This window comes from Streptomyces sp. CNS606, from assembly GCF_000426325.1.
The window spans coordinates 32,876-43,610 of record NZ_AUFD01000007.1; the positions used below are offsets into that span (position 1 = coordinate 32,876).

At 73.4% G+C, this 10,735-nt stretch carries 12 protein-coding genes; 1 reads left to right on the forward strand and 11 read right to left on the reverse strand.

Going from position 1 to position 10,735, the window contains the following annotated elements; genetic code table 11:
• Window positions 1–48: 48 nt before the first annotated feature.
• Window positions 49–663: a bifunctional pyr operon transcriptional regulator/uracil phosphoribosyltransferase PyrR gene (gene pyrR, locus K304_RS27120; RefSeq protein ID WP_037789173.1), complete on the reverse strand. Its 615-nt coding sequence runs from the start codon at window positions 661–663 to the stop codon at window positions 49–51.
• A gap of 210 nt (window positions 664–873) precedes the next feature.
• On the opposite strand from pyrR, the gene bldD reads away from it, so the two are divergent.
• The gene (bldD, locus tag K304_RS0103570) at window positions 874–1,374 is read left to right on the forward strand and encodes a transcriptional regulator BldD (protein WP_015661809.1); all 501 of its coding nucleotides are present in this window, start codon (window positions 874–876) and stop codon (window positions 1,372–1,374) included.
• Between the two features lie 85 nt (window positions 1,375–1,459).
• On the opposite strand, the gene nusB is transcribed toward bldD, so the two are convergent.
• The 10 genes from nusB to mltG all read right to left on the reverse strand — a co-directional run bounded on the left by nusB (window position 1,460) and on the right by mltG (window position 10,716).
• A complete protein-coding gene (gene nusB, locus K304_RS0103575) occupies window positions 1,460–1,885 on the reverse strand; it encodes a transcription antitermination factor NusB (RefSeq protein ID WP_027762623.1) in 426 nt (141 codons plus the stop codon).
• Between the two features lie 2 nt (window positions 1,886–1,887).
• A complete protein-coding gene (efp, locus tag K304_RS0103580; RefSeq protein ID WP_027762624.1) occupies window positions 1,888–2,454 on the reverse strand; it encodes an elongation factor P in 567 nt (188 codons plus the stop codon).
• A gap of 52 nt (window positions 2,455–2,506) precedes the next feature.
• Window positions 2,507–3,637, reverse strand: coding sequence for a M24 family metallopeptidase (locus K304_RS0103585; protein WP_027762625.1), 1,131 nt, complete (start codon window positions 3,635–3,637; stop codon window positions 2,507–2,509).
• 85 nt (window positions 3,638–3,722) lie between these two features.
• Window positions 3,723–4,550 (reverse strand): AAA family ATPase, encoded by an 828-nt coding sequence (locus K304_RS0103590; RefSeq protein ID WP_027762626.1) that lies wholly within the window; start codon window positions 4,548–4,550, stop codon window positions 3,723–3,725.
• Window positions 4,551–4,689: 139 nt separating this feature from the next.
• On the reverse strand, window positions 4,690–5,136 hold the full coding sequence (gene aroQ / locus K304_RS0103595; RefSeq protein ID WP_027762627.1) for a type II 3-dehydroquinate dehydratase: 447 nt from the start codon (window positions 5,134–5,136) through the stop codon (window positions 4,690–4,692).
• On the reverse strand, window positions 5,133–6,227 hold the full coding sequence (aroB, locus tag K304_RS0103600; protein ID WP_027762628.1) for a 3-dehydroquinate synthase: 1,095 nt from the start codon (window positions 6,225–6,227) through the stop codon (window positions 5,133–5,135). Before aroB ends, aroQ begins: the two co-directional genes overlap by 4 nt.
• On the reverse strand, window positions 6,224–6,739 hold the full coding sequence (locus tag K304_RS0103605; protein ID WP_027762629.1) for a shikimate kinase: 516 nt from the start codon (window positions 6,737–6,739) through the stop codon (window positions 6,224–6,226). The genes aroB and K304_RS0103605 overlap by 4 nt, the downstream gene beginning before the upstream one ends.
• Complete coding sequence (gene aroC, locus K304_RS0103610; RefSeq protein ID WP_027762630.1) at window positions 6,736–7,920, reverse strand: chorismate synthase; 1,185 nt, start codon at window positions 7,918–7,920, stop codon at window positions 6,736–6,738. Before aroC ends, K304_RS0103605 begins: the two co-directional genes overlap by 4 nt.
• A gap of 121 nt (window positions 7,921–8,041) precedes the next feature.
• Window positions 8,042–8,881, reverse strand: coding sequence for a shikimate dehydrogenase (locus K304_RS0103615; protein ID WP_027762631.1), 840 nt, complete (start codon window positions 8,879–8,881; stop codon window positions 8,042–8,044).
• Complete coding sequence (gene mltG, locus K304_RS0103620) at window positions 8,878–10,716, reverse strand: endolytic transglycosylase MltG (protein ID WP_027762632.1); 1,839 nt, start codon at window positions 10,714–10,716, stop codon at window positions 8,878–8,880. Before mltG ends, K304_RS0103615 begins: the two co-directional genes overlap by 4 nt.
• Between the last annotated feature and the right edge of the window lie 19 nt (window positions 10,717–10,735).

Below are 10,735 nucleotides of genomic sequence, written 5' to 3' on the forward strand. Positions count from 1 at the left end.
GGGCGTGGGTGGGCCGCGCGCCGTCCGGGGGAGGCGTTCGGCGGGGTGCTAGCGCTCGCGGGCCGGGGCGGGCGCGCGGGTGCCCAGGAGCACGCCGTCGCGGCCGTCCTCCTCGGTGAGCTGGACTCTGACGGTCTCCCGCAGCGAGGTGGGGAGGTTCTTGCCCACGTAGTCGGCGCGGATCGGCAGCTCACGGTGGCCGCGGTCCACGAGCACGGCGAGCTGCACGGCGCGCGGCCGTCCGATGTCGCCGAGGGCGTCGAGCGCGGCGCGGATGGTGCGGCCGGAGAAGAGCACGTCGTCGACAAGGACGACGAGACGTCCGTCGACGCCGTCCGCGGGGATCTCGGTGCGCGCGAGGGCGCGCGCGGGCCGCATCCGCAGGTCGTCGCGGTACATGGTGATGTCGAGGGAGCCGACGGGCACGGTGCGGCCGGTGATCTCCTCGAGCTTGGCGGCCAGCCTGCGGGCGAGGAAGACGCCGCGGGTGGGGATGCCGAGCAGCACGACGTCGTCGGCGCCCTTGGCGCGTTCGACGATCTCGTGCGCAATGCGGGTGAGGACCCGCGCGATGTCCGGCGCCTCGAGGACGGGGCGCGGCGCTGGGGGGCGTTCGTCGGGGCCGTCGTCGCCAGCCGCCGTCGGACCGGTGGTGGTGTCCATGCGAAAAGGACCTCCTTCTCCGCCTCACGGGACGGTTCTTAAAGGACGTCTGAGGTTGTGCGCCGCCCAGAGTAGCAGCCCTGCCGGCGCTGTCCTGTCGGGGGCGGGTATTCGACCTGATCGGACGCAGCGGGCTCCGTTCGGCTTGACGGCGCACATTACGCTGCGTAATCTCACAGTGAGTTACCAAGACTTCGTCCGGGGAGCCCTATGTCCAGCGAATACGCCAAACAGCTCGGAGCCAAGCTCCGGGCCATCCGCACTCAGCAAGGCCTCTCGCTCCATGGTGTCGAGGAGAAGTCCCAGGGGCGCTGGAAGGCCGTCGTGGTCGGCTCGTACGAGCGCGGCGACCGCGCCGTGACCGTGCAGCGTCTCGCCGAGCTGGCGGACTTCTACGGCGTCCCGGTGCAGGAGCTGCTTCCGGGCACCACGCCGGGCGGGGCCGCAGAGCCGCCGCCGAAGCTGGTGCTCGACCTGGAGCGGCTGGCCCACGTGCCGGCGGAGAAGGCCGGCCCGCTGCAGCGGTACGCGGCCACCATCCAGAGCCAGCGCGGTGACTACAACGGCAAGGTCCTGTCGATCCGGCAGGACGACCTGCGCACTCTCGCGGTGATCTACGACCAGTCCCCCTCGGTGCTGACCGAGCAGCTGATCAGCTGGGGCGTGCTGGACGCGGACGCGCGGCGCGCGGTCTCGCACGAGGAGGCCTGAGCAGACACCGTGGGGCCCGGGAAGCCGGTGGCTTCCCGGGCCCCACGCGTATCCGGTGCGGCGTGTGACGGCCTCCGTGCTCCCGTCAGCGGCGCAGGCTCGGGCCGAGGTCCTTCAGCCGGCCGAGGAGCCCGTTGACGAACGACGGCGAGTCGTCGGTGGAGAACTCCTTCGCGAGCTGCACGGCCTCGTCCAGCACGACCGCGTCGGGCGTCTCCTCCGACCACAGCAGCTCGTACGCGCCGAGTCGCAGGATGCTGCGGTCCACGTCCGGCATGCGGTCCAGGGTCCAGCCCACCGAGTAGGTCGACAGGAGCTCGTCGATGCGCTCCGCGTGCTCGGCGTACCCCTCGACCAGCTCCATGGTGTACTCGCCGACCGGCGGCTGCCGGGGGTCGGACCGCGCATGCCGGATCCAGTCGGCGAGGACGTCCGTCACGGCGCTGCCGCGCTGGTCGGCCTCGAAGAGGATCTGGAAGGCGCGTTTCCGCGCCTTGTTGCGGGCTGCCACGGTTAGCTGTTCACCCGGCCGAGGTAGTCGCCGGTGCGGGTGTCGACCTTGATCTTCTCACCCGTGGTGATGAACAGGGGCACGCCGACCTCGTAACCGGTCTCCAGGCGGGCGGGCTTGGAACCGCCGGTGGAGCGGTCGCCCTGCACACCGGGCTCGGTGTGCTCGATGACCAGCTCGACGGCGGCGGGCAGCTCCACGAAGAGCGGGTTGCCCTGGTACATCGCCACGGTGGCCTCGAAGCCCTCGATGAGGTAGTTCGCGGCGGTACCGACGACCTCGCGGGTGATGTGGATCTGGTCGAAGGTGTCCATGTCCATGAAGACGAAGTACTCGCCGTCCATGTACGAGAACTGCATGCCGCGGCGGTCCACGGTGGCCGTCTCGACCTTCGTGCCGGCGTTGAACGTCTTGTCGACGGTCTTGCCGGAGAGCACGTTCTTCAGCTTGGTGCGGACGAAAGCGGGGCCCTTGCCGGGCTTGACGTGCTGGAACTCGACGACGGACCAGAGCTGGTCGCCTTCGAGCTTGAGCACCATGCCGTTCTTGAGGTCGTTCGTGGTGGCCACGGTGGCGGAATCTCCTACAGACTGCTGCGGGTGCGCGAGCGCGGGCCCAGCACTACAGGGCCAGCAGCTCCTTGGTCGTGATCGTGAGCAACTCGGGCCCGCCGTCCGCCTGCGGGCGGACGACGAGTGTGTCGTCGAGCCGGACTCCGCCCCGTCCCGGGAGGTGGACTCCCGGTTCGACGGTGACCGGCACACGATCGTCCAGTTTACTCATGACGGCGGGGGCCAGCCGAGGGTCCTCTCCGATTTCCAGTCCGACCCCGTGGCCGGTGGCGGGTCCGAGGGCGTCGCCGTATCCGCCGGCGTCGAGGACCTGGCGGGTGACGCGGTCGACCTCGCGGCAGGGGGTGCCGGGCAGCAGCGCCTCCCGCCCGGCGCGCTGAGCGGCGAAGACCAGCTCGTACAGCTCGATCTGCCAGTCGGAGGGGGCCGTCCCGATGACGAAGGTGCGCCCGATCCGGCAGCGGTAGCCGCGGTAGCGGGCGCCGAGGCACACCGACAGGAAGTCGCCCTCCTCGACGCGCCGGTCGGTGGGCAGGTGGCCGGCGAGACCGGCGTGGCCGCCGGTGGCCACGGAGGTGGGAAAGGCCGGGCCCTCGGCGCCGTGGTCGATGAGGCGGCGTTCGAGTTCCAGGGCGAGGTGACGTTCGGTACGGCCGACGAGGATCGACTCGAGCAGTTCGCCGAGGGCGTGGTCGGTGATCTCCGCGGCGATCCGGAGCGCGGCGATCTCCTCCTCGTCCTTCACCAGCCGCTGCTGTTCGACGGTGCAGGTCAGCGCGGTCAGGCCGAGGCCGGGGGCGGCGGTGGCCAGAGCACGGTGGCGGGCCACGGTCAGGTCGTGCTCCTCGACGGCCAGCGAGTCCGCTCCGGCCCGGGCCGCGAGGGCGGCGGCGGTGACCGCGCCGTCCTCGTCGGCGGCGGCCGGGCCGCGCAGCTGGAGGCTGCGCTCCCCGGCGACGGGCTGACCGGCGGGGGGCTGACCGGCGGGGGCGAGGCCGGCCGGGACGACGAGCGTGTCGCCTGCGCCGGGGGCGAGGAGCAGCACGGCGCCCGGGACGGCGCTGCCGGTCAGGTAGCGGACGTTGGCCGCGCGGGTGACGAGGACCGCGCACGCCGCGCCGCCGTGCGCCGCGCAGCGCTCCCGCAGTCGGGAGCGCCGGAGCAGGTGCACGTCGGACATACCGCGAGCCTACGGTTCACGGCGGCGCGGGGCCGTCCGGGAGGGGCCGTGCGGGCGACGGACGCTGAGGCCCCGGAGCGCGCGGCTACCAGGAGGGCGGGCTGGCCAGGCTGCGGGCGACCACGTCGTCCAGCATCCGCGCGGTGGTGGCGACGTCCTGCCGGGAGTTGTCGATGATGGGGAGCCCGGAGCCGTACCAGCCGGCCATGCGGCCGTGGATGTGGGCGACCTCCTCGTCGCTGAGCCGCCGGTTTCCGGTGCGTTCGGCGTTGCGTTCCAGCACGACGTCCAGACCGGGAAGGACCACGACCGGGATGAGCCCGGGCCCGACGTGGCGCTTCCAGCCGCCGAGGCCGACGACCGGACGGTCGGGGAAGACGGCGTCGTCGAGGATGCAGGAGATGCCGTTGGCCAGGAAGTTGCGGGCGGCGAATCCGCAGGTGCGGCGGGCGAGCCGGTACTGCGCCTCGGAGTGGTCGTTCCAGCCGGACTGGGGGTCGGCGAAGCCGGACCGGACCCATTCGCGGACGTCGTCGAGGCTGATGTGCGCGGTCGGGACGGGCCGGCGGTCGGCCCAGTGGCGCGCCACGGTGGTCTTGCCCGCGCCGGCGGGCCCGATGAGCAGCACGGCGACCGCCGCGCGGGCGGCGTCCAGCGCTGCGGGGTCACGGCCGGGAGGCGGCAACGGGACGGGGTCGCCGGCGGGCAAACGTACGTGGCCGGTGGCGCCGTCGGCGGCCGGCGGGGCGGGGGCGGGCGGCGGCGGGGGCTGCGCAGGTGCGCCGGCCCAGCGGGGCTGGGGTGGCGGCGGCACGGGCGGGTGGCCGGGGTGCGGCACCTGTCCGCCGTGCGGGTGACCCGGCGCGGGCGGCCCCGACGGTGGAAACGGCTGCTGCGTCCCGTACTGCTGCATCCGCTCCCCTGTTCGTCATCTCTGTGATTGTCACAGGTGTTTGATTGTCAGATACCGAACGGTACCCTCCCCCGTCGCCCGCGCGTGTGGGCGGGCGCCCTTCCGGCCGCCGCGCCGGCCGGGGTCACGTGCGGCGCGGTCAGTCGCGGAGCAGGTCCGCGAGGGCGCGCAGTGCGAGTTCGTAGGAGCCGATGCCGAAGCCGGCGACCGTGCCGTCGGCCACGGCCGCCACGACCGAGGTGTGCCGGAACTCCTCCCGGGCGTGCGGGTTGGAGAGGTGCACCTCGACCAGCGGCGCGGTGCGCTGCGCGGCGGCGTCCCGCATGCCGTACGAGTAGTGGGTGAACGCGCCGGGATTGAGCGCCACAGGCGTGGCGCGGTCCGCGGCCTCGTGCAGCCAGCGGATCATCTCCCCCTCGTCGTTGGTCTCCCGCACCTCCACCGCCAGGCCCAGTTCTTCGCCCAGTTCGGTGCAGCGGCGCACCAGCCCGGCGTAGGAGGTGGTGCCGTAGACGTCGGGTTCACGGGAGCCGAGACGGCCGAGGTTCGGCCCGTTGAGGACGAGCACCTCGCGCGCGGGGCTCACGCGGCGATCTCCGCGTGCGCGGCCAGCAGCATCGCCGGATCGGGGCCTTCGAGCACGGAGGGTCGTGCGAGACCCTCCAGGACGATGAAGCGCAGCAGGTCGCCGCGGGACTTCTTGTCGACCCTCATGGTCTCCAGCAGCCGGGGCCACTGGTCGCCGCGGTAGGTGACGGGCAGTCCGACGGAGGTGAGGACCGCGCGGTGCCGGTCGGCGGTGGCGTCGTCCAGCCGGCCGGCGATCCGGCCGAGTTCGGCGGCGAAGACCATGCCGACGGCGACGGCGGCGCCGTGCCGCCACTCGTAGCGCTCGTTCTTCTCGATGGCGTGCGCGAGGGTGTGGCCGTAGTTGAGGATCTCGCGGCGGCCGGACTCCTTGAGGTCGCCGGAGACGACGTCCGCCTTGACCTGGATGGAGCGGCGCAGCAGTTCGGTGGTGTGCGGCCCGGCGGGGGTGCGGGCGGCCTCCGGGTCCTTCTCGATGAGGTCGAGGATGACCGGGTCGGCGATGAAGCCGGCCTTGATGATCTCGGCGAGTCCGCTGACGTAGTCGTGGACGGGCAGGGACTCCAGGGCGGCGAGGTCGCACAGCACGCCGGCGGGCGGGTGGAAGGCGCCGACGAGGTTCTTGCCCTCGGCGGTGTTGATGCCGGTCTTCCCGCCGACGGCGGCGTCGACCATGCCGAGCACGGTGGTGGGCACGGCGATCCAGCGCACGCCGCGCAGCCAGCTGGCGGCGACGAAGCCCGCCAGGTCGGTGGTGGCACCGCCGCCGACGCCGACGATGACGTCGGTGCGGGTGAAGCCGGTCTGCCCCAGGGCTTTCCAGCAGTAGGCGGCGACCTCGGCGGTCTTGGCCTCCTCAGCGTTCGGCACCTGGACGGCGACCGCTTCGTAGCCCTGGTCGGCGAGGTCCTGCCGGAGCACCTCGCCGGTCTCGGCGAGCGCTTCGGGGTGGATGACGGCGACCCTCTTCGCCTTCTCCCCGATCAGCTTCGGGAGTTCGCCGAGCAGCTGCCGGCCGATGAGCACGTCGTAGGGCTCGGTCCCCGCACTGTCGCCGACGGTGATCCGCTGCGTGTCGTCGGTGTTCATGCCTGCTTGAGCTCCAATGCGTCGAGGACGGCCTGCGCGACCTCTTCGGGGGTGCGGTCGTCCGTGCCGACGACGGCGCGGGCGACCTCGGTGTAGAGGGGGCGACGCTTCTCCATCAGCTCGCGCCACTGCTTGCGCGGGTTGACGGTGAGCAGCGGGCGGGGCGCGTCGAGACCGACCCGGCGCACCGCCGAGGCGAGGGACATGTCGAGGAAGACGACGGGCAGCCCGGCGAGCAGCGCGCGGGTCTCCTCGGCGAGGACCGCGCCGCCGCCGAGCGAGAGCACGCCGTCGTGTTCGGCCAGCGCGGCGGCGACGGCGGCGCGTTCGAGGGCGCGGAAGTGGGGTTCGCCGTCGTCGAAGAAGATCTCGGGGATCTCCTTGCCGGCCTGCCGTACGACGTCGTCGTCGGTGTCGCGGAGGGCGAGCTGGAGGCGTGCGGCGAGGACGGCGGCGACGGTGGACTTGCCGGCGCCGGGCGGGCCGATGAGGACGACGGCGGGCCCGGTCACCGGATCTCCAGGTGGTCGAGGTAGCCAGTGACGTTGCGGCGGGTCTCGGCGACGCTGTCGCCGCCGAACTTCTCGGCCACCGCGTCGGCGAGGACCAGGGCGGTCATGGCCTCGGCGACGATGCCCGCGGCGGGCACGGCGCACACGTCGGAACGCTGGTGGTGGGCGACGGTGGGCTCGCCGGTGCTGACGTCCACGGTCGCCAGGGCGCGGGGCACGGTGGCGATGGGCTTCATCGCCGCGCGCACCCGCAGCAGTTCGCCGGTGGACAGGCCCCCCTCGGTGCCACCGGAGCGGCCGGAGGTGCGGCGGATGCCCTGGTCGGTGCGGGTGATCTCGTCGTGCGCCTGGGAGCCGGGGACGCGGGCGAGGTCGAAGCCGTCGCCGAGTTCGACGCCCTTGATGGCCTGGATGCCCATCAGCGCGCCGGCCAGCCGGGCGTCCAGGCGCCGGTCCCAGTGCACGTGCGAGCCGAGGCCAACGGGCACGCCGTAGGCGAGGACCTCGACGACGCCACCGAGGGTGTCGCCGTCCTTGTGCGCCTGGTCGATCTCGCCGACCATCGCCTCGCTCGCCGCGGTGTCGAGGCAGCGCACGGGGTCGGCGTCGAGCCGTTCCACGTCCGAGGGCACGGGCACCACGCCGTACGGGGCCCGGGCGGCGCCGAGTTCGACCACATGGGAGACCAGCTCGATGCCGGCGGTCTCCTTCAGGTAGGAGCGGGCGACGGTGCCGAGGGCGACGCGTGCGGCGGTCTCCCGGGCGCTGGCCCGCTCGAGTACGGGCCGTGCCTCGTCGAAGCCGTACTTCTGCATGCCGGCCAGGTCGGCGTGGCCGGGGCGGGGCCGGGTCAGCGGGGCGTTGCGGGCGAGTGCGGCGAGTTCGTCGGCGTCGACCGGGTCGGCGGCCATCACCTTCTCCCACTTGGGCCACTCGGTGTTGCCGACCATGATCGCGACCGGGGAGCCCAGGGTGCGGCCGTGCCGGACGCCGCCGAGGAAGGTGACCTCGTCGCGCTCGAACTTCATCCGGGCGCCCCGTCCGTACCCGAGGCGGCGGCGCGCCAAGGCGTCCGCGACCATGTCCGTGGTCACGGGCACGCCGGAGGGCAGGCCCTCCAGCGTCGCCACCAGTGCGGGTCCGTGCGACTCCCCGGCCGTCAGCCAGCGCAACCTGCTCAACGGTGCTCCTCCGTCTCGCGCCCCGGAGCGGGTGTCCGGGCGCTCACGTCGTCCTCGCCTTGATCCTCCCACGCCCCGCCCGTCCGGCGAGTGCCGGTCCGGGTGCCGGACGACGGGCGTGTCAGCTGCCCGGCGCCCCGCGCCGGGCGAGGGCGGTCCCGCCCGCGGCACGCATCGCGGCCAGCGGCGCGGGAGCGCGACCGGTCATCTGCTCGACCTGCAGCACCGCCTGGTGCACGAGGAGGTCGAGTCCGCCGACGACGGTGCCGCCGGCTTTGTCCCAGGCCGCAGCGAGCGGGGTGGGCCAGGGGTCGTAGAGCACGTCGAAGAGGGTCCCGGGGTGCTCGGTCACCGAGGCCGCCAGGTGGTCGGCGGCACCGGCCGGGGTGGTGGCGACGACCAGCGGTGCGTCCAGCCCCTCGGCCGCGTCGTGCCAGGGCCGGGGCCGCACGTCGACGCCGAGGCGTTCGCCCCAGCCGCGCATCTCCTCCGCACGGGCGTCGCTGCGCACGTAGGCCGCCACGGGGCCGGTGCACACCCGGGACAACGCGGCGAGTGCGGAGGAGGCCGTGGCGCCCGCGCCGAGCACGGTGGCCCGTTCGATCCGGCCGACGCCGCGTTCTCGCAGGGCGGCGACCATGCCGGGGATGTCGGTGTTGTCGCCGACGCGGCGGCCGTCGGCACGGAAGACCACCGTGTTGACGGCCTCCACCGATGCGGCGGTGGCGCTGACCTCGTCGAGCAGCGGGATCACCGCCCGTTTCAGCGGCATGGTCAGCGACAGGCCGGCCCACTCCTCGCCGAGGCCGGCGAGGAAGGACCGCAGGTCCTCCTCGCCCACCTCGAACCGGTCGTAGGTCCAGTCGGTGAGCCCGAGGGCGGCGTAGGCGGCCCGGTGCAGTTCGGGCGAGAGGGAGTGCCCGATCGGCGTGCCGAGCACGGCCGCCCGCCGCACCGTCACTGCTGGGCCTCCTCGTACTTCCGGACGTTGCGCCGGTGCTCCTCGTAGGTGTCCGAGAAGACGGTGTTGTCCTCGGTGATCGAGACGAAGTAGAACCAGTCGCCCTCGGCCGGGTCGAGCGCGGCGTCGATCGCCTCCTGGCCGGGGCTGTTGATGGGTCCGGGCGGCAGGCCCTTCTTGGCGTACGTGTTGTACGGGTGGTCGAACTTCGCCATGGTGCTCGGCGACGGCACGTGCAGCGTCGACTGGTTCTTGGCGAAGTTGTACGTCGAGTCGAACTGCAGGTAGCCGTTGGTCTCGGTGTTGTCGGGCTTCAGGCGGTTGTAGACGACGCGGGACACCTTCACGAAGTCGCGCTGGTACTTGCCCTCCGCCTGCACCAGGCTCGCGACGGTGAGGACGTCCAGCGGGGAGTCCAGCCCGAGAGTGTCCGCCTGGCCCTTCAGATCGGCCTTCTCGTAGTGGCCGTCGGCGCGCGCGACCATCTTGCGCAGGACGTCGGCGGGGTCGGAGTCCTCGGTCACGCTGTACCGGGAGGGGTAGAGGAAGCCCTCGACGCGCCCGTCGGCCCACTCGGGCAGGCCCAGTTCGCCGGATTCGGCCGCCTTCTCGGTGGTGCCCTTCTCGGAGCCGGTGCGTTCGTCGATCATCTCGAAGACGCGGGAGGCGCGCAGCCCTTCGGGGACGATCAGGCTGCTCTGGCTGGCCGGGTCGAGCATCATGCCGATGGCCGCGTCGGCGGACATCTCCTTGCGCAGAGTGTAGAAGCCGGGCTGGACCGACTGGGCCCTGTCGCCGTCGGCGGCGGAGGCCTCGACGAACGCCTGGCCGCTCTTGACGACCCCGGCCTCCTTGAGCGCGGTGCCCATGTCGGCGACGGAGGAGCCGTCCGGGATCTCCACCTGGACCTGGCCGGTGCCGTCGCCGCTGTAGTCGGGGGCGGCGGCGAAGTGCGACTGGTAGAAGCCGTAGCCGAACCAGGCGGCGACGCCCAGCACCCCGCCCAGCAGCAGGATCACCACGAGGCAGGCGGCGCCACTGCGGCGCTTGGTGCCGCCGCGCTTGGTGCCGCCGCGTGTGGTGCCGCCTCGTTTGGGGCCGCCGCTCCGGCCCGTGCCGGAGTCGTCGTCGGCGTAGCGGTCGTCGTCCTCGTCGTCTCCGCTGAAGAAGGCGCTTTCGCCCTGGTCGGGGCCGGGGTCCCAGCCGGTCTCCGGATCGGGGCCGGTGCGTGGAAGGCCGCTCCCGCGGCCGGCGGGGGCTCCGGCGGGGCCGTCGGGGCCGGACTCCGGGGAGACGGCCTGCATGCCGTACGGGTCGGTGGCGCCCAGGTCGTGCGGGTCGCCGGGCCGCCCTGCGCGCGGGCCGTGCGGAGAACCGGCGTCCCAGGCGCCGTGCCCGGAGTGGCCGCCGGGTCCGGCGTAGGGCTGTCCGCCCTGCTGGTAGGGGTCGGCCGGCGGCACCGGCTGCTGCCAGCCGGTGTCGTGCGGGCCGGGCTGCTGGTGGGCGGGCCCGCCCTGGCCGCCGTAGCCGGGCTGCGCGTGCGCCTGCGGTCCGCCGCCCGGATGACCGCCGTAGTGCGGCCCGGGGAACCCGGCGTCGGGGTACGGCGCGTCGGGGTAACCGCCGGCCGGGTGGCCCCCGGCGGCGTAGGGCTCGCCCGGGTAGCCGCCCTGGAGGTACTGCCCGGTGGCGTAGGGGTCCGCGTACGGGTCGGCCTGCTGGTCCCAGCCGCCGGAAGGGCCGGCCTGCTGTCCACCGTGCCATCCCTGGTCCCCGTAGAGGGGGTCTTCTGGGTGCCACGGTTCGGAGCCGGGGCCCCGGCCATAGTCAGTCATCGATCCCCTTGCGCCGCGA

Coding starts and splice junctions, on each gene's coding strand:
- aroB (WP_027762628.1), bottom strand. CDS start 6,227: ATGAACACCGACGACACGCAGCGGATCACCGTCGGCGACAGTGCGGGG.
- bldD (WP_015661809.1), top strand. CDS start 874: ATGTCCAGCGAATACGCCAAACAGCTCGGAGCCAAGCTCCGGGCCATC.
- K304_RS0103590 (WP_027762626.1), bottom strand. CDS start 4,550: ATGCAGCAGTACGGGACGCAGCAGCCGTTTCCACCGTCGGGGCCGCCC.
- pyrR (WP_037789173.1), bottom strand. CDS start 663: ATGGACACCACCACCGGTCCGACGGCGGCTGGCGACGACGGCCCCGAC.
- K304_RS0103585 (WP_027762625.1), bottom strand. CDS start 3,637: ATGTCCGACGTGCACCTGCTCCGGCGCTCCCGACTGCGGGAGCGCTGC.
- mltG (WP_027762632.1), bottom strand. CDS start 10,716: ATGACTGACTATGGCCGGGGCCCCGGCTCCGAACCGTGGCACCCAGAA.